18 protein-coding genes are annotated in these 17083 nt (G+C 67.9%); 15 read left to right on the plus strand and 3 right to left on the minus strand.

Going from position 1 to position 17083, the window contains the following annotated elements:
- The first annotated feature begins 208 nt into the window (after nucleotides 1–208).
- A complete protein-coding gene (locus tag FHS74_RS31230) occupies nucleotides 209–1255 on the plus strand; it encodes a glucosaminidase domain-containing protein (RefSeq protein WP_184807418.1) in 1047 nt (348 codons plus the stop codon).
- Between the two features lie 171 nt (nucleotides 1256–1426).
- A complete protein-coding gene (locus tag FHS74_RS27270; RefSeq protein ID WP_184807419.1) occupies nucleotides 1427–2017 on the plus strand; it encodes a malonic semialdehyde reductase in 591 nt (196 codons plus the stop codon).
- Nucleotides 2018–2227: 210 nt separating this feature from the next.
- Here FHS74_RS27270 and ddpX read toward each other — a convergent pair whose 3' ends face one another.
- Nucleotides 2228–2776, minus strand: a complete 549-nt coding sequence (gene ddpX, locus FHS74_RS27275) for a D-alanyl-D-alanine dipeptidase (protein WP_343067056.1) — start codon at nucleotides 2774–2776, stop codon at nucleotides 2228–2230.
- A gap of 78 nt (nucleotides 2777–2854) precedes the next feature.
- Here ddpX and tsaB point away from each other — a divergent pair, with 78 nt between their 5' ends.
- Together tsaB and FHS74_RS27285 are read left to right on the plus strand one after the other, a co-directional pair.
- Entirely contained in the window at nucleotides 2855–3640 is a 786-nt protein-coding gene (gene tsaB, locus FHS74_RS27280) for a tRNA (adenosine(37)-N6)-threonylcarbamoyltransferase complex dimerization subunit type 1 TsaB (protein WP_246463407.1), read from the plus strand.
- A complete protein-coding gene (locus FHS74_RS27285) occupies nucleotides 3640–4146 on the plus strand; it encodes a GNAT family N-acetyltransferase (protein ID WP_184807421.1) in 507 nt (168 codons plus the stop codon). The genes tsaB and FHS74_RS27285 overlap by 1 nt, the downstream gene beginning before the upstream one ends.
- A 42-nt stretch (nucleotides 4147–4188) precedes the next feature.
- Here the strand turns inward: FHS74_RS27285 and FHS74_RS27290 are convergent, their stop codons facing one another.
- Nucleotides 4189–4440 (minus strand): sulfurtransferase TusA family protein, encoded by a 252-nt coding sequence (locus FHS74_RS27290; RefSeq protein ID WP_211106587.1) that lies wholly within the window; start codon nucleotides 4438–4440, stop codon nucleotides 4189–4191.
- A gap of 90 nt (nucleotides 4441–4530) precedes the next feature.
- Here FHS74_RS27290 and FHS74_RS27295 point away from each other — a divergent pair, with 90 nt between their 5' ends.
- The 11 genes from FHS74_RS27295 (at nucleotide 4531) to trmB (ending at nucleotide 15837) form a co-directional block, all read left to right on the plus strand.
- A complete protein-coding gene (locus tag FHS74_RS27295) occupies nucleotides 4531–4944 on the plus strand; it encodes a Ros/MucR family transcriptional regulator (protein WP_184807422.1) in 414 nt (137 codons plus the stop codon).
- Between the two features lie 375 nt (nucleotides 4945–5319).
- Nucleotides 5320–6135 (plus strand): GNAT family N-acetyltransferase, encoded by an 816-nt coding sequence (locus tag FHS74_RS27300; RefSeq protein WP_184807423.1) that lies wholly within the window; start codon nucleotides 5320–5322, stop codon nucleotides 6133–6135.
- A gap of 38 nt (nucleotides 6136–6173) precedes the next feature.
- The gene (locus FHS74_RS27305; protein ID WP_184807424.1) at nucleotides 6174–7043 is read left to right on the plus strand and encodes a lysophospholipid acyltransferase family protein; all 870 of its coding nucleotides are present in this window, start codon (nucleotides 6174–6176) and stop codon (nucleotides 7041–7043) included.
- A 185-nt stretch (nucleotides 7044–7228) separates the two neighbouring features.
- Nucleotides 7229–8686 carry a tRNA (N6-isopentenyl adenosine(37)-C2)-methylthiotransferase MiaB gene (miaB, locus tag FHS74_RS27310; RefSeq protein WP_343067057.1) on the plus strand — a complete coding sequence of 486 codons (1458 nt, stop codon included), beginning with the start codon at nucleotides 7229–7231 and terminating at the stop codon, nucleotides 8684–8686.
- Complete coding sequence (locus FHS74_RS27315) at nucleotides 8683–9756, plus strand: PhoH family protein (protein WP_184807425.1); 1074 nt, start codon at nucleotides 8683–8685, stop codon at nucleotides 9754–9756. The genes miaB and FHS74_RS27315 overlap by 4 nt, the downstream gene beginning before the upstream one ends.
- Nucleotides 9753–10349, plus strand: coding sequence for an rRNA maturation RNase YbeY (gene ybeY / locus FHS74_RS27320; RefSeq protein WP_184807426.1), 597 nt, complete (start codon nucleotides 9753–9755; stop codon nucleotides 10347–10349). The genes FHS74_RS27315 and ybeY overlap by 4 nt, the downstream gene beginning before the upstream one ends.
- 3 nt (nucleotides 10350–10352) lie before the next feature.
- Nucleotides 10353–11279 carry a hemolysin family protein gene (locus tag FHS74_RS27325; protein WP_184807427.1) on the plus strand — a complete coding sequence of 309 codons (927 nt, stop codon included), beginning with the start codon at nucleotides 10353–10355 and terminating at the stop codon, nucleotides 11277–11279.
- A gap of 35 nt (nucleotides 11280–11314) precedes the next feature.
- Entirely contained in the window at nucleotides 11315–12991 is a 1677-nt protein-coding gene (gene lnt, locus FHS74_RS27330) for an apolipoprotein N-acyltransferase (protein ID WP_184807428.1), read from the plus strand.
- A 275-nt stretch (nucleotides 12992–13266) separates the two neighbouring features.
- Nucleotides 13267–13737 (plus strand): helix-turn-helix domain-containing protein, encoded by a 471-nt coding sequence (locus tag FHS74_RS27335; RefSeq protein WP_184807429.1) that lies wholly within the window; start codon nucleotides 13267–13269, stop codon nucleotides 13735–13737.
- A 134-nt stretch (nucleotides 13738–13871) separates the two neighbouring features.
- Nucleotides 13872–15032, plus strand: a complete 1161-nt coding sequence (gene metK, locus FHS74_RS27340; protein ID WP_184807430.1) for a methionine adenosyltransferase — start codon at nucleotides 13872–13874, stop codon at nucleotides 15030–15032.
- 94 nt (nucleotides 15033–15126) lie between these two features.
- Nucleotides 15127–15837 (plus strand): tRNA (guanine(46)-N(7))-methyltransferase TrmB, encoded by a 711-nt coding sequence (gene trmB, locus FHS74_RS27345; protein WP_184807431.1) that lies wholly within the window; start codon nucleotides 15127–15129, stop codon nucleotides 15835–15837.
- Nucleotides 15838–16001: 164 nt separating this feature from the next.
- Here trmB and FHS74_RS27350 read toward each other — a convergent pair whose 3' ends face one another.
- The gene (locus tag FHS74_RS27350) at nucleotides 16002–17081 is read right to left on the minus strand and encodes a serine hydrolase domain-containing protein (protein ID WP_184807432.1); all 1080 of its coding nucleotides are present in this window, start codon (nucleotides 17079–17081) and stop codon (nucleotides 16002–16004) included.
- Nucleotides 17082–17083 lie beyond the last annotated feature (2 nt).

The following is a 17083-nucleotide window of genomic DNA, read 5'->3' on the forward strand; positions in this document are numbered from 1 at the left end:
TAACTGTTCGGAGCATTCATTAATGGCGAAAGTCGACACTGCGGGGATCCCCGCGCAGCGCTGGCTGGCTATTGGTACCGTGCTCGTGATGGTCTTCGCGGTCTTCCCGCTAACCCTCTCTGAGCTGGCTTCCGGAAGCGGTCCGCTTCTGGCGCCTACCTCCTTTATCATTCCGGTGAAGCGTCCGGCCCCCGAGGTCGTGGCCCAGGTGCAACAGCCTGTTGCGGTAACGCCCAAGCTGGACGCTCAGAAGCTGTTGGCCCTGTTCAAGGAAAAGAATTTCACGCTGGACGAGGTGCGCACTGGCGAGCGTTCCGTGCCCCGCATCGTCCTGGCGGGCCTGCCCCGTGACCTGGGCAAAATGGACAGCGTCGACGACCGCAAGCAGATTTTCGTGAACACCATGCTGCCCCTGGTGCTGCTGGTGAATGAGGAGATCGAGCGTGATCGCGCCCGCCTGACGGCGTTGCGTGACAGCGTGAAGGGTGTTCCCGCCGCCGCCAAGGGTGCTGCCCCGGCACCGACGGCGGCGCCCGCCGACGTCTCCGCCAGCGCCAGCCCCCAGGGCGGCACGCTCACGGGTGGCAAGGTGGTGGACGCGACCCTGCATCTGAACGTGCAGCCGCCGGCCGGCAAGGCGGTCGACCCCCAGCAGGGGACCGGTGCCGCCACGGGCGCGTCCCTCATGGGCGCGTCCCTGTCGCCGGTGGACCAGGTGTGGGTGGCCCGGCTGGCCGCCCGCTATGGCATGGATCCCAGCCGCAAGATCGACCTGGACGCGCTGCTGCGCCGAGTGGACGTGGTGCCGGTGTCCATGGCGTTGGCCCAGGCGGCGGAGGAAAGCGGCTGGGGCACCTCGCGCTTCGCCCTGCACGGCAACGCCCTTTTCGGCCAGCTGACCTGGTCGGAGGAGGAGAAGGAGGGCATCACCCCCCGCAACCGCCGGGCGGGTGACACCTCGCGCTTCCGCAAGTTCGAGGACCTGCTGGAGTGCGTGCGCGTCTACATGCAGAACCTGAACACCCACGACGCCTACGGTCAATTCCGCGCCACCCGCGCCAGCTTGCGCAAGCAGGGCAAGCCACTGGACACTATGCTGCTGCTGACCACGCTGGACCGCTATTCCGAGCTGGGGCCGGTGTATGTGAAGTCGCTCCGCTCGCTGATCCGCACCAACAGCCTGCGGGACTTCGATCAGGCCGTGCTGCACAACGAGCCGGAACAGATCGTGGTTCAGGTCAAGCGCGCGAGCTGAAAGCCACTTTTCGCGCACGCACGCTTGACGGTTTCTTGATTTTCCCGGGGGCGCGACCCCGGCACACTTGCGGTGTCAACCGACCCCCGCCATGCTCGGGCGCGTTCCCCGGGAACCTGGACTCCAGCCCGGGACGGCACAGGCGAAAATCAGAAGCAGGAAACCGGACCCATGAGCGAACCCCTGACCGAGGCAGGCAAGGACCTGCTGTTCCGCAACGCCCGCTCCCAGAACGGCTGGATCGACAAGCCGGTGCCGGAAGCGCTGCTCCGCGATCTCTACGACCTGTTCAAGTTCGGCCCCACCAGCGCCAACTGCAGCCCCGCCCGCATCGTCTTCGTGACGTCGGCGGAGGGCAAGGAACGCCTGAAGCCTGCCCTGTCGGGCAACAACACGGAAAAGACGATGACGGCGCCGGTCACGGCCATCATCGGCCATGACCTGGCCTTCTATGACCAGTTGCCCCGTCTGTTCCCGCACGCCGATGCCAAATCCTGGTTCACCGGCAGCGAGGAACTCGCCCGCACCACGGCCTTCCGCAACGGCACGCTGCAGGGCGCCTACCTGATGTTGGCCGCCCGTTCCCTGGGCCTCGATTGTGGCCCCATGTCCGGCTTCGACAATGCCAAGGTGGACGCCGCTTTCTTCCCCGACAGCACGGTGAAGTCCAACTTCCTGTGCAACCTTGGCTACGGCGACCCGGCCAAAGTCTTCCCCCGCCTGCCGCGCCTGGCGTTCGAGGAAGCCTGCAGCATCGTGTGATGCCAACCAACAGCATTTGATCGTCACCGCTCAAATGCCCCTCAAACGCCGGGCGGCCACATCCGTGGCCTTGGCTTCCTCGCTCCGCCCTCCGGTGCTCGCTCCGGCGGACGCGGTCGCGTCCTGCAGCGGCATGGGTCAGAACCTCATGCCGCTGGTATAAGCCCGCCGTGGCCGGGTGTCGCGCCCGGCGGTTTGGGTCCCGGGGATTCAGGCCGTCAGGCGCGGCCCCAGCGCGCCATCGTCCACCAGCGGGTAAAGCGGGGCGTCTGGCAGCTGGTAGTGCCACCATTCCGACGCGTAATGCGTCCATCCCGCCACGGCCATGATGCCCAGCAGCAAGGCGCGATTGCGCTGCGCCGCCGCCGAAACGGTTTCATCGGCGTGATAGGCCTGTGGGCTCATGTCGTCGAACCCCGTTCCCATGTCCAGCGGCGTTCCATCGGCCCGCGCCAGTGTCAAATCCACCGCCACGCCCCGGGTGTGGTTGGAGCCGACGCGTGGATCGGCGATGAACACCGGATCGGGCAGGGCCCGCCACAGGGCCCATTGCGTCTGCGGCGGGCGATAGGCGTCGAAGACCCGCAGGCGCAGATCCAGCGCCCGGGCGCGCCCGATGGCGTGGGTCAGGCAGGTGGCGGCCGCCGGATGCAACAGGCATATCGGCCGGGCGTATAGGGGGCTTCCCGTCAGGTTGTCGGCCGTGGCATAGCGAAGGTCGAGGTCGACGTCGAACCCCGTCCGTGGGTCGATGGTCACGAACCTGTGGGCTTGTCCAAGGGGGCCGGTGGGCGCCATGGTCGCTCGCTGCTTCTTTTCTTCAGGGGAAATCACCGCATGACCCTGTCTAGCATGCCGCCCGCCGCGACGGGACGCCTCATCGCGCTGGGTATCGACACGGCCACCAGCGCCTGTGCCGTGGCCGTATGGGCGGTGGACATGGGCTCCGGCCAGTCGGCCCCGCTGGCCGCTGGGGCGGAGGCGCTGGCCCGGGGCCAGGCGGAGCGGCTGTTGCCGCTGGTGAATGAGGTGCTGGCCGAGGCGGGCCTGGATTACGCCGCCGTCGACCGCTACGGCGTCACCGTCGGGCCGGGGGCGTTCACCGGCCTGCGGGTGGGCCTGGCGGCGGCGCGGGGTCTGGCGCTGGCGGCCAATCGGCCGCTGATGGGTGTCACCGGCCTGGACGCCTTCGCCCATGCCGCCGTGCACGGCCTGGGCCGGGGGGAGGGGGCCGCGCCGCTGGGTCCCCCCGCCCCCCTGCTGGCCGCCCCCCTGTTGGTCGCTATCGACAGCCGGCGGGAGGACTTCTACCTCCAGGCTTTCGACGCCGCTGGGCTGCCCTTGACCCAGCCGGAAGCGGTACTGCCGGCGGACCTTCCCCGCTTCGTCGCCGCTCTGCCCGGTCCACCCCTGCTGTTGGGGGATGCCGTCGCCGCCGTCGCCGCTGTTCTGACGGCCGCCGGCTGTGACCATTCCGTGGTTCCGCTCAGCGCCGCCGGTCCCGCCCAGGCGGTGGCGCGCATGACGGCGCTGGCCACGCCCGCCGCCCTGGCGGCCCACCCGGCCCACCCGCTCTACATCCGTCCGCCGGATGTCACCGTCGCCCCCGGGGCGCCCCGGTGATGGACAGGCGCGTCCGGCTGGCCACGCCCTTTGAGGTCGAGGTTCTGGCGGCGGTGCATGCACAGTGCTTCGCCGATCCCGACGTGGCCGGTCCCGCCTGGTCGGCGCGGGCCATCGCCGATCTGATGGCTCTGCCGGGCGTGGCGGCGCTCATCGCGCTGGACGGGGACCCGTCTCCCGGCATGCCCCTGGGCATGGCTTTGATCCGCACCGTGGTGGATGAGGCGGAGATCCTGACCATAGGGGTTACGCCTGACGCCAGGGGCAGGGGCGTGGGGGCCGACCTGGTTCGCGCCTGCGCCCAGGCGGCGGCCGGCGCTGGCGCCCTGGCGCTATATTTGGAGGTGGCGGAAACCAATACGGCCGCCCGCCATCTTTACGCCGCCACCGGATTTGAACCTGTGGGACGCCGGGCGAATTACTACCATCTGGGCGGCCAGTCGGTGGCGGCGATGCTGCTGCGGAGCACACTGGACGTGCCCCAGGATACGACTGGGCGCCCTTGAGCGGATAGGCTCAGCCCCAGAAACAAAAAACGCGACAGTGTATTATTTTATTACACGTATACGGTGCACGCCTTCGGGTTGATCACGCCGCTCCGGCCCGCACATCACCACTGTATAGCCGTGTTCAGCCAAGGACCTGGGAACGTTCCGCAACGGCTCGCCACTGTTGAGGCGAATTTCCAGCGTTTCCCCTGACTTGAGCTTTTCCACCGCAAGCTTGGCTCTCACAAAGGTAATAGGGCAAACCTGGGTAGTTATATCCAAAAGACTGAGCGCGTCTGTATCGGTTATCAATCTGTCCTCACGCGATAACTTTGAACGTTATTGCCATGTCTAAGGTTTAGACTTATATAAGTTAGGTACTGAATCCTTGGAGTAAGGAAAATGACCGGTTCGTCCGCGGCGAGTGAGTTGTTGTCCCTGACCACGGAAATTGTTTCCGCCCACGTCTCCAATAATACAGTGCCCCCTGCCGACCTGACTGCGCTGATCGAACAGGTCTACAGGACCCTGACCAACATCGGGCAGGAACAGCCGGCCACGGTGGAAAAGCCGCAGCCCGCCGTTCCGATCAAACGGTCGGTCACCCCGGAATACATTGTGTGCCTTGAGGATGGAAAAAAGCTGAAAATGCTGAAGCGCCATCTGAAGACCGCTTACGACATGACGCCGGAGGAATACCGGGAGAAGTGGTCGTTGCCCACGGACTATCCCATGGTGGCCCCGAACTACGCCAAGCAGCGCTCCCGCCTGGCCAAGGAAATCGGCCTGGGCACCCGGGCGCGCGGCGACGCCTGACCGAGGCCACGCTTCCCCGCGCGGTACCGGCGCGGGGACGATCGGGAGCCCCTTGCGGGGAGTCATCGTCACAGGGGCGGCGGTCGATCCCGGGCCGCCGGCCCGCCTCGTCCGCGCCGCCCTCTCCCCGGGCGCGACATGCCTACCACAGCTTTGGCGACATCGGGGCGGACGTTTCCTCTCGGAAGCGTCGCGTGAATCTTTCATGACCCGGTGGGGGTGTCCCGCATGACTCGGTTGACCGCCCCGCGTCGCTTTGTGGTATGCCAGTGACGGAAGCGTGTTCCGGGGGGCCGCAAGCCTAGGCTTCGGACGGAAACGCAACATGTAAATCGCGACCGCCTCTGGCGCCGCTCAAGGACCGCGAACGAGAGCATGGCTGACATCACGATCGACGCTCTGACCTCTGGCGACCTGCGCATGGGTAGCTTGGAGGTCCGCCTCGCCGAGACCAACGCCGAGGTTGAGGCCGCCCAGGCCGTCCGCTTCCAAGTCTTCTATGAAGAGATGGAAGCGCACCCCACGCCGGAAATGGCGCGCCTGCGCCGCGATTTCGATGACTTCGATCCGCTGTGCGATCATCTGCTGGTCATCGACCATGCCCGGGGCGCCGGCGCCGCCGGGGTGGTCGGCACCTACCGCCTGATCCGCCGGTCCGCCGCGGCCCGCGCCGGCTCCTTCTACTCCAGCGACGAATACGACATCGCGCGCCTGGAAGAGTACCGGGGCGAAATCCTGGAGCTGGGGCGGTCCTGCGTTGACGCCGCCTATCGCAGCCGCCACGCCATGCAGCTGCTGTGGCGCGGCATCGCCGCCTATGTGGCGATGCACGACATCCACCTGCTGTTCGGCTGCGCCAGCCTGCCGGGGACGGACCCCAAGGCCTTGGCCCTGCCGCTGTCCTATCTGCACTACCACCACCTGGCCCCGCCGGCCCTGCGCCCGGTTGCCCTGCCGCACCGCTATGTCGACATGCGCCTGATGGCGGAACACGACGTGGACGCGCGCCGCGGTTTGGCCCTGGTGCCGCCGCTGATCAAGGGCTACCTGCGTCTCGGCGGTTTCGTCGGCGATGGCGCCGTGGTCGACCATCAGTTCAACACCACGGACGTTTCCATCGTGGTGAAGACCGACATGATCACCGACAAATACCTGCGCCATTATGAGCGGCGCGGGTCGGCCATGATCTGATCCTGTCCGCGTCACCTGTATCCGGAGGAGGGCATTCCATGGCGATCGGCTCCCCCCGTGCCGGTTCCCTGCGCCTGGCCCTCTACCTGGCGTGGACCTTCCTGTGCATTCCCGTGCAGGCGGCGCTGGTGTCGCTGAACCTGCCGGGGCAGGCGCGCTTCCCCCGCTTCTACCATCGGGTCTGCTGCCGGCTGATGCTGGCGCTGGACGTGGACGTGGTGGGTGAGCGCTCAGTGGGCCGGCCCACCCTGTTCGTGTCCAACCATTCATCCTACCTGGACATCCCGGTGTTGGGCTCGGTGCTCGACTGCTCCTTCGTCGCCAAGTCCGAAGTGGGGATGTGGCCCCTGTTCGGCCTGCTGGCCAAGCTGCAGCGCACGGTGTTCGTGAACCGCGCCAACCGGCGGGAGGCTGGCAAGCAGCGCGACGACATGGCTGGCCGCCTGGTCGCCGGCGACAGCCTGGTGCTGTTTCCCGAGGGCACCAGCAGCGACGGCAACCGTGTCCTGCCGTTCAAGACGGCGCTGTTCGCCGTGGCGAACACCCAGGTGAACGGCCATCCCGTGGCGGTCCAGCCGGTCAGCGTGGTCTGCACCCATCTGGACGGCCTGCCCCTGGGCCACGAGCTGCGGCCGCTGTACGCCTGGTACGGCGACATGGAACTGCCGCCCCACCTGTGGCAGATGATCGGCGCCGGGCGCCTGCGTATCCGGGTGGAGTTCCACCCCGTGGTGTCGCTTGAGGATTTCAGTTCCCGCAAGGCGCTGGCCGACCATTGCTTCCAGGTCGTGGCCGCCGGTGTCGATCGTGCCGTGTCCGGCCGGTGGTCGCGCCCGCTGCGCCCGGCCCGGCCGGTTGGCGGTCCGGCGGTCGGCGTGCTGCCGGGTGCCACGGCGGGGACGGCTTGATCCCGGCCAGGGCCGTGCCCCACGGCGGCGGCCAGGGGACGGGCCCGTCTTGACCATCCCCACCTTGACTAACACCCGTGGCCGCCTAATGTTACGGCCAGCGCGCCAGCCCAGGGCCGGCGCGCCTTTTGCGTTCGTGCGGTGCTTGCGGCCGGGGTCATCCGGGCCGCGACAAGGAGTTTGGTGTGGCGACCTCGCGTAAGAAGCTGTTCATCAAGACCTATGGCTGCCAGATGAACGTTTATGACAGCGGCCGCATGGCCGATGTGCTGGCGCCGCTGGGCTATGAACCGGCGGAGGAGGCGGAGGGGGCCGACATGGTCATCCTCAACACCTGCCATATCCGTGAGAAGGCGTCGGAAAAGGTCTATTCCGAACTGGGCCGCCTGCGCCTGCAGCAGCAGGACAAGGCGGTGCGGGGCGAGCGTATGATCATCGCCGTGGCCGGCTGCGTCGCCCAGGCCGAGGGGGCGGAGATCATGGCCCGCGCCCCCCATGTCGACATGGTGTTCGGGCCCCAGACCTATCACCAGCTGCCCGAGATGGTGACCCGCGCCGTGCGCGGCGCCGGCGGGGTCATCAACACCGATTTCCCGGTCGAGAGCAAATTCGACCTGCTGCCGGGCGAGGGCGCCACGCCGCAAGGGCCGTCGGCCTTCGTCTCGGTCCAGGAAGGCTGCGACAAGTTCTGCACCTTCTGCGTCGTGCCCTATACCCGGGGCGCCGAATATTCCCGCTCCGCCACCCAGATCCTGGAAGAGACGCGGCGCATGGTGGCCAACGGCACGGTGGAGATCACCCTGCTGGGCCAGAACGTCAACGCCTACCATGGTGAAGGCCCCGATGGCGGCACCTGGGGGCTGGGCCGGCTGATCCGCGCGCTGGCGGAGACCGACGGGCTCGCCCGCATCCGCTACACCACCTCCCACCCCCGCGACATGGACGACGATCTGATCCGGGCGCATGGCGAGGTGCCGCAGCTGATGCCCTTCGTCCATTTGCCGGTGCAGAGCGGGTCGGACCGCATCCTGGCGGCCATGAACCGCAAGCACACGGCCGACGACTACCGCCGCATCGTCGACAAGCTGCGCGCCGCCCGTCCGGGCCTGGCCCTCAGCAGCGACTTCATCGTCGGCTTCCCTGGTGAGACGGCGGAGGATTTCGCCGCCACCCTGCGCCTGATCACCGACGTCACCTACGCCAGCGCCTATTCCTTCAAGTACAGCGCCCGTCCGGGCACGCCGGCCGCCACCATGGCGGAGGGGCGGCTGACCGAGGAGGACAAGTCCGCGCGGTTGGAGGCGGTGCAGAACCTGCTGGCCGAACAGCAGCGCGCCTTCAACGGCCTGTCGCTGGGCACGGTTCAGCCGGTGCTGTTCGACCGTCGGGGCAAACTGCCCGGCCAGTTGCTGGGACGCGGCCCCTTCATGCAGGCCGTGCACGCCCACGCGCCCGATCGCTTGCTGGGCCAGGTGGTGCCGGTGCGCATCACCGCCGCGTCGGCCAGCAGCCTGGGGGGCGAGGTGGTGACCGCCGAGACGGTGCACGGGCGTGAAAGCGCGCTGTCGGCCATCGCCGCCGACCCGCCCCCCCACTCGCCCGCCCATTCGCATCCCACTGGCACCCAGGAGGTGACCGCGTGACCACAGCGTCCGGAACGGACCCGCGCATCGACCTGCAATTCGATGACAACCGCCTGCTGCCCCTGCTGTTCGGCGAACATGAACAGTATCTCAGCCGCATCGAGCGCCAGTTGGGGGTCAACCTCATCAGCCGCGGTAACTGCCTGACCATCAGTGGGCCCGAGGACGCCGCGGGTGCCGCCCGCGCCGCCCTGGACGCCTTGTGGGAACGGCTGAAGCGCGGCATGGATGTCGGCCCGGCCGAGGTCGACGCCGCCATGCGCATCGCCACCGGCGTCGATGCCGAGAGCCGGGGCCGGGCCCTGGCCTCCATCACCCGGCCCGAGGCGGTATTGAAGACCCGCCGCCGCGACATCACCCCCCGGTCCCCGACCCAGGCCGCCTATCTGAAGGCGCTGGCGGAGAACGAGCTGGTGTTCGGCCTGGGCCCGGCCGGCACGGGCAAGACCTACCTCGCCATGGCCCAGGCCGTGTCGCTGCTCATCACCGGCCGGGTGGACCGCATCGTCCTGTCCCGCCCGGCGGTGGAGGCGGGGGAGAAGCTGGGCTTCCTGCCCGGCGACATGCGGGAGAAGGTGGACCCCTACCTGCGCCCGCTGTACGACGCGCTCTACGACATGCTGCCGGCGGAACAGGTGACGAAGCGCCTGGGCTCCGGCGAGATCGAGGTGGCGCCGCTGGCCTTCATGCGGGGCCGCACGCTGGCCAACGCCTTCGTCGTGCTGGACGAGGCGCAGAACACCACGCCCATGCAGATGAAGATGTTCCTGACCCGCCTGGGGGAGGGCAGCCGCATGGCCATCACCGGTGACTTGAGCCAGGTGGACCTGCCCAACGGCGTGAAATCCGGCCTGTGCGAGGCGGTGGAGGTGCTGGAAGGCGTGGAGGGCGCGGCCTTCGTCCACTTCTCCGTCGCCGACGTGGTGCGCCATCCGCTGGTTGGCCGCATCGTCGACGCCTATGACCGGGCCGACGCCCGTCGCAAGCGCGTGGAAAAGATGGGTCGGGGCGGGTCCCTGTCCGCCGATACGCTGTCCGCCGATACCCTGCCGGCGGAGATCGAGGAATGACCATGGGTACCGCTGGGCCGGAGGCCCTGGAGATCATCGTCGAGGTCGAGGCCGGCGACTGGGAGGCCACCATCCCCGGCGTGGCCGATCTGGTGACCGCCGCCGCCCGCCGCGCGCTGCGCCAGGCGCTGGCCGTGGACGCCGATGCCTTGCCGGACGGGGAGGGCGAGGTCTCCATCCTGCTGTCCGACAACGCCGCCGTGCGGGTGCTGAACCATCAGTACCGCGGCAAGGACAAGCCGACCAACGTGCTGTCCTTCCCGATGCTGGACGAGGATGGGGAGGGGGATGATTTCGAGCTGCCGGAAGGCATGGAGCGCCCGCCCTATCTGCTGGGCGACATCATCCTGGCATATGAAACCTTGATGACCGAGGCGGCGGAACAGGGCAAACCTGTGGCCAACCACTTGACCCACCTTGTGATCCATGGCGTGCTTCACTTATTGGGCTATGATCACATTGAGGACGCCGAGGCCGAGACGATGGAACGGCTGGAGACGGCGATCCTGGCGGACATGGGCATAGCCGATCCCTACCGGGACGGTGCCGGCCCCACCCGCGAAGACCCTCAGAGCGAAGAGACCCCGCACTAAACGATGGCCGATCTTTCCGACAGTCGAACGCCCCGTGACGACGGGGCCGAAGATCATGGGTCGCTGACCCAGCAATTCCGGGGCTGGTTGCGCGCCGCCCTTGGCGGACGCGTGGACCCCACCTTGCGCGACACGATCGAGGAATTGATCGAGGAGACCAGCGCGGACGAAACCTCCGTCGGCGGTAACGAGCGCACGCTGCTGACCAATATCCTGAAGCTGCGTGGCCGCACCGTGGTCGACATCATGGTGCCCCGGGCGGACATCCTGGGTATCGAGGTCTCGATCAGCCTTACGGATTTGATCCGCCGCTTTTCAGAGGACGCGCATTCGCGCATGCCGGTCTACCGGGAAACCCTGGATGACGTCCTCGGCATGGTCCACATCAAGGACATCCTGGCGGTGGTGGCGGACCAGCGGCCGTTCGATCTGCCGTCCATCGTGCGCGAGGTGCAGATCGTGGCGCCCAGCATGCCGGTCCTGGACCTTCTGCTGCACATGCGCCAGGCGCATCAGCACATGGCCCTTGTGGTTGACGAATTCGGCGGCATCGACGGCTTGGTCACCATCGAGGATTTGGTGGAGGAGATCGTCGGCGAGATCGAGGATGAGCATGACGACGCGGTGCAGCCGCGCCTGATCGAGCGTCCCGACGGCACGTTGATCGCCGATGCCCGCCTTCCCCTGGAGGATTTCGAGGCCCGCGTCGGCCCCGTGCTGGATGAGGATGAGCGGGAGGAGGTCGACACCCTGGGCGGCCTGGTCTTCTCGCTGGCCGGCCGCATTCCCCGCCGGGGCGAGACCTTGGTGCATCCCTCGGGCATCGAGTTCGAGGTGATGGACGCCGATCCACGCCGCATCAAGCGGCTGCGTGTCCGCAACCTGCCCGCCGGCACCGGCCAGGACACGTCCCTGGCGGCCGGGTCGTGACGGACACCCTCCCATAACCGGAGACCACCCTTATCGTGAGCCTGCCTGACCGTCTGGCCCGCCTCGCCACCCGTATGCGCGCGGCGGGCCGCTGGCGCCGCCTGGGCCTTGCCGCCCTGCTGGGTGGGCTGGCCACCCTGGCCATGCCGCCCGTCAACGCCGTGCCGGTGCTGTGGCTGGCCTTTCCGGGTCTGATCTGGCTGTTGGACGGGGTGGAACGCCCCGCCGCCGCCTTCTGGACGGGTCTGGCCTTCGCCTTCGGCCATTTCGTCCTGGGCCTTTATTGGGTGGGCGCGGCCCTGCTGGTCTTTCCCCGCTTCTGGCCCATGCTGCCCTTCGCCGTGGCGGGCCTGCCCCTGCTGCTGGGCCTGTTCGTCGGCACCGGCACGCTGCTCTGGTGGGGGCTGGTCTGCCGTTTCCGGCTGGGGGCCCCGGGGGGCGGGCCAGCGGGCGGTGTGGCCCGCTGCCTGCTGTTCGCCGTGGTGTGGACCGTGGTGGAATATGTCCGCGGCCATGCCTTCACCGGTTTCCCCTGGAACCTGATGGGCTATGTCTGGGTGGGCCTGCCCGGTCCCGCCCAGGTCGCCTCGCTCATCGGCGTGTACGGCCTGTCGCTGCTGACGGTGCTGCCGGCCAGCCTGATGGCGACCGTGGCGGACGGTGGGCGCCGTCCCTGGGCGGCGCCGGCGGCGGGTGTGGCCCTGGTGGCTGTCCTTGCGGCTTACGGCATCGCCCGCGTTCCCGCCGGCGAAGCCCCGCTGGTGCCGGGCGTCACCCTGCGCCTGGTGCAGCCCAACATCCCTCAGAGCGACAAGTGGAACGCCGACGCCGAGCTGGACCATGTCCGCCTGCTGTTGGCGCTGTCACGCCAGGCCCAGCCACCCGGCGCGCCCCCCATCACCACGCTGGTGTGGCCCGAGACGGCCGTACCCTATCTGCTGGAGGATGAGCCGGAGCTGTTGAAGGCCGTGGGCCAGGTGACACCCCCGGGCGGGCTGACCCTGACCGGCAGCCTGCGCCTGACGCCGGGCGACGCCCCCGGGGCGGAAGACCATACCGACACCTACTGGAACAGCCTGGTGGTGGTGAACGACCAGGGCCAGGCGCTGGGCCACTATGACAAGTCCCACCTGGTGCCCTTCGGCGAATACACGCCCTTGCGCCGTTGGCTGCCGCTGCGGGCCGTCGCGATGGTGTCGCCATCCAATTCCATCATGGGCGCCGGTCCGGGACCCGCCACGCTGGATCTGCCCGGTCTGCCGCCCGCCAGCCCGCTGATCTGCTACGAGGTCATCTTCCCCGGCAAGGTGACGGCGCAGGTGGCGGGGACGGCGGATGCGTCAAAAGGGCGCGCTTCCCCGGAACGCCCCCAGTGGCTACTGAATGTCACCAACGATGCCTGGTTCGGCCGCAGCGCGGGGCCCCATCAGCACCTGGCCATCGCCACCATGCGCGCCATCGAGGAAGGGCTGCCCCTGGCGCGGGCCGCCAACACCGGTATTTCGACGGTGGTAGATCCCTATGGACGGGAACTGGGCCATTTGGCGCTGGGCAGCCGGGGTGTGCTTGATCTTCCGTTACCTCGGGCTACGCCCCAGCCTACATCTTATGCCCGATGGCATGACGCCCCCTTGGCTGCTTTACTCTTGGCCGTATTGGGCGTTATCTATTTTTTCACGCTTCGGATGTATCAGGGTAGGCAGTGCCCTTGAGATGTCCATGGTCGGATGTCCCCGTCCCGGGGCATGGACGCCCAGGTTGACGATTTCGCGGTCCATGATCGCGCGTTTGTCACCAGGGTCCGGCGCGGGACTGTGATCATCTGGGATCACGCGTCCAAGGTGGGGAGGGTTTTCCCCCTTTGGACAAGCGGCGGACCATAACAAGGGCCGGGGAGCGGGACGGTGGGATGCGGGCCACGTGCCTTGACCACCCCGGAACGCTTGTCTTAGGGTCGTCATCGATCCGTAACGTAAGGATTTGGATCATGGAGAGTGTAATTGGGGCCCGTCGTTCCACCGGTGGGCGGCCTCGGATCGGAAAACCCAACCCGATCGACGTTCATGTCGGCAGCCGCGTGCGCCTGCGCCGTACCCTGCTGGGCATGAGCCAGGAAAAGCTGGGTGAAGCCATCGGCCTGACCTTCCAGCAGGTGCAGAAGTACGAACGCGGCGCCAACCGCATCGGCGCGTCGCGCCTGTTCGACCTGTCCCGCGTGCTGGACGTTCCGGTGTCCTTCTTCTTCGACGACATGGCCGGCGACACGCCGGGCGACGTCGTGGATGAGGTCCTGTCGCCGGACATGGGCTTCGACGCCGACCCGATGGCCAAGCGCGAGACGCTGGAACTGGTCCGCGCCTATTACCGCATTTCCGATCCGGCCGTGCGCAAGCGCCTGTTCGAGCTGACCAAGGCCGTCGCCAATTCCGGTGCCGATTCCGTGACCGACGTGGCGTGACAGGGCCTGCCCCTTGACCATTCTGTGGAAGCCTGCGAAAAAACGCCGCCCGGGTGTGTAAGCCTGGGCGGCGTTTTTTTCGATATCACATACAGTCGGTCGTAAATAGCCGTCGTAAATTAGCCGAGGCGCCCGTGGCCCACTCCAATTACGTCTTCACCAGCGAGTCCGTTTCCGAAGGTCATCCGGATAAGGTTTGCGATCAAATCTCCGACGGCGTGGTCGATCTTTACCTGGCCCAAGACCCCTACGCCCGCGTGGCGTGCGAGACCTTGGCCACCACGAACCGCATCGTCATCGCCGGTGAGGTGCGCGGGCCGGAAGGCCTGCTGAAGGAGGTCGAGGGCGTCGCCCGCGACACGGTGAAGGCCATCGGCTATGAGCAGGAAGGCTTCCACTGGCAGACCGCCGAGGTGCAGATCTACCTGCACGCCCAGTCCGCGGACATCGCGGTCGGCGTCGACGCCGCCGGCAACAAGGATGAGGGTGCGGGCGACCAGGGCATCATGTTCGGCTACGCCTGCCGTGAGACCGACGACCTGATGCCGGCGCCCATCCATTATTCCCACCGCATCCTGAAGTCGCTGGCCGACGCCCGCCATGGCGGCGTGAAGGAACTGGGCCCCGACGCCAAGAGCCAGGTCAGCCTGCAGTACGTGGACGGCAAGCCGGTGCGCGCCACCTCCGTCGTCGTCTCCACCCAGCATGCCGATGGCCTGGACCAGGAAGCCGTGCGCGAGATCGTGCGCCCGCATGTCCTGAAGGTCCTGCCGGAAGGCTGGATGTGCGATGAGGCCCACTTCTACGTCAACCCGACCGGCCGCTTCGTCATCGGCGGCCCGGACGGCGATGCCGGCCTGACGGGCCGCAAGATCATCGTCGACACCTACGGCGGTGCGGCACCGCACGGCGGCGGCGCCTTCTCCGGCAAGGACCCGACCAAGGTGGACCGCTCGGCCGCCTATGCCGCGCGCTACCTGGCCAAGAACGTGGTGGGCGCCGGCCTGGCTGACCGCTGCACCATCCAGCTCAGCTACGCCATCGGCGTCTCCCATCCGCTGTCGGTCTACATCGACACCGCCGGCACCGGCCGGGTGGATGAGGAGAAGCTGTCCGACGTGCTGCGCCAGCTGATGAACCTCAGCCCCCGCGGCATCCGGGAGCATCTGAAGCTGAACCGTCCCATCTACGCCCGCACCGCGGCCTACGGCCATTTCGGCCGCACGCCCGAGGCCGATGGCGGCTTCTCCTGGGAGAAGCTGGACCTGGTGGACGAGCTGAAGCGCGCGTTCTAAGTTTCTTCGTCCTGATGCCGGGGCCTTGGCGGATCGGAAGGATCGGCCAAGGCCCTTGGCTTTTCCGCCCCCCGCTTTCATTCCTGATCGCATCATGACCGACGACAGCCCCGCCCAGCACCGTCCCCTGCTTTACGGGCGTCGTCGCGGCCGGCCGCTGCGCCAGCACCGCAGCACCCTGCTGGAGGAGTTGCTGCCCCGCCTTCAGCTGGACCCGCCCACCGACGGCGCCGGGATAAATCCGGCGACCCTGTTCCCTGAGCCCAAGCGCGACCTGTGGTTCGAGGTGGGCTTCGGCGGTGGTGAGCATTTGGCCCAGCAGGCGGCGGCGAACCCGGATATCGGTTTCATCGGGTGTGAGCCCTTCATCAACGGCGTCGCCAACCTGCTGCAGCATGTCGAGGCGCGGGACCTGTCCGGCAACATCCGCATCTGCCCCGATGATGCCCGCCCCATCCTGGACGCCCTGCCGGAGGCCAGCGTGGGCCGCGTCTTCGTGCTGTTCGCTGACCCCTGGCCCAAGCTGCGCCACGCCGAACGCCGCTTCGTCGGTCCCGCCAACCTGCCGCGTCTGGCCCGTGTGCTGAAGGACGGGGCGGAGCTGCGCCTGGCGACGGACGATCCCCGGCTGTGCCGCTGGATGCTGGAGCATGCCTGGCGCTATCCGGAGCTGGAATGGCTGGCCGAAAAGGCGGCGGACTGGCGGGGCCCCCCGGCCGACTGGGTCCAGACCCGGTACGAGCAAAAGGCGTTGGAGGCCGGCCGCGTGCCTGTCTATCTCCGCTTCCGCCGGAAGACGCGTTGATATGGGTTCCTCAAGCGCCGGCAGGCCCATCCGGGCCTTTGGCTATCCTCGCATTTCAGTCCACTGCGTTCCCCGAAATGCTCCGGCCCCCGAAATGCTCCGGCGGACGCGGTCGCGTCCTACAGCGGCGTGAAGATGTTCACGCCGCTGACGTGCCATGGCGCTTATGGCCGAGGCTCCGCACCCAGCAGCCGGTCGGCGAATTGGTCCATGGTCTTCTGCGACAGGGCGGTGTTGTTGAGGATGACCACCGTCCGCCGCCCGTCCAGCCGGTGGCCCAGCACCAGGCGATAGCCCGCCGTCCGTCCGGTTTCCCAGCCGGCCAACACCGTGCGGCCCTGGATGGTCAGTTGGCGCACCCGTCCGCCCAGGGCATAGTCCGCCGTGGGCATTTCAACGTGTGTTAGCTGTCGACGGGACTCCGGCGTCAGAAAGCCGGTATCGAACACCAGATGGGCGCCACGCATCAGGTCGGGTGCGGTGCTGGCATAGCCCCCGGCGGCGGCCAGGTACGGCCGGCGGTCGTTGCGCCAGCGGTCGGGCGGCTCCACGGTCCGATAGGACGGCGCGACCGTCTCCAGCGCCTTGTCAGTCGCCGCCGTGGCCTTCATGCCCAACGGGTCCAGGGTGATGGACCGCACAGCCGCCTGGAAAGGCAGGCCGGTCACCCGTTCCACCACCGCGACCACGACGATCCAGTTCACCATGTTGTAGTCGAACTTGTCCCCGGGCTCGAACATCAGGTCGCCCTGGCAGAAGCGGGTCAGGGCCTGGCCGGTGGTCAGGTCCGTCGTCAGCAGGGTGGGGTCTTCCTTGCCCGCCGCGCTGAACAGGTTGGGCAGGCCGCTGGCGTTGCACAGCAGGCGGCGCAAGGTGAGCTTGGCGCCGGTGTCGGCGCGGTAGTCGGGCAGGAAGCGCGTGAGGGGGGCGTCCAGGTCCAGCAGGCCGCGCTCCACCAGCTTCAGCACCGTCACCGTCGTCAGCCACTTGCTGATGGAGGCGATGGCATAGGGCGTGTCGGCCTTGGCCGGCAGCCGGGCCTCGATATCGGCGTAGCCCACGGTGCGGATGTAATCCGGCTTTCCCATACGGCCCAGCATGACCACGCCCTGGAAGCCCGCGTCGCGGACGAAGGCGTCAACCACGGCGTCCGGTTGCTGGTCGGCGCCGGCCGGCCAGGCGGGAACGGCGGACAGCAGCGGCAGGGCGGCTCCCGCCCCCAGCAGGGCGCGGCGGTTCAGCATGG

It is taken from the genome of Nitrospirillum iridis (assembly GCF_014205765.1).
GTDB lineage: Bacteria > Pseudomonadota > Alphaproteobacteria > Azospirillales > Azospirillaceae > Nitrospirillum > Nitrospirillum iridis.

Bases quoted from the DNA above. Each gene is read 5' to 3' on its own strand.
- trmB (WP_184807431.1), top strand. From the start codon at position 15,127: ATGACCGACGACAGCCCCGCCCAGCACCGTCCCCTGCTTTACGGGCGT.
- ybeY (WP_184807426.1), top strand. From the start codon at position 9,753: ATGACCATGGGTACCGCTGGGCCGGAGGCCCTGGAGATCATCGTCGAG.
- tsaB (WP_246463407.1), top strand. From the start codon at position 2,855: ATGACCCTGTCTAGCATGCCGCCCGCCGCGACGGGACGCCTCATCGCG.
- FHS74_RS27285 (WP_184807421.1), top strand. From the start codon at position 3,640: ATGGACAGGCGCGTCCGGCTGGCCACGCCCTTTGAGGTCGAGGTTCTG.
- FHS74_RS27305 (WP_184807424.1), top strand. From the start codon at position 6,174: ATGGCGATCGGCTCCCCCCGTGCCGGTTCCCTGCGCCTGGCCCTCTAC.
- FHS74_RS27300 (WP_184807423.1), top strand. From the start codon at position 5,320: ATGGCTGACATCACGATCGACGCTCTGACCTCTGGCGACCTGCGCATG.
- FHS74_RS27335 (WP_184807429.1), top strand. From the start codon at position 13,267: ATGGAGAGTGTAATTGGGGCCCGTCGTTCCACCGGTGGGCGGCCTCGG.
- FHS74_RS27350 (WP_184807432.1), bottom strand. From the start codon at position 17,081: ATGCTGAACCGCCGCGCCCTGCTGGGGGCGGGAGCCGCCCTGCCGCTG.
- FHS74_RS27295 (WP_184807422.1), top strand. From the start codon at position 4,531: ATGACCGGTTCGTCCGCGGCGAGTGAGTTGTTGTCCCTGACCACGGAA.
- FHS74_RS27325 (WP_184807427.1), top strand. From the start codon at position 10,353: ATGGCCGATCTTTCCGACAGTCGAACGCCCCGTGACGACGGGGCCGAA.
- FHS74_RS27270 (WP_184807419.1), top strand. From the start codon at position 1,427: ATGAGCGAACCCCTGACCGAGGCAGGCAAGGACCTGCTGTTCCGCAAC.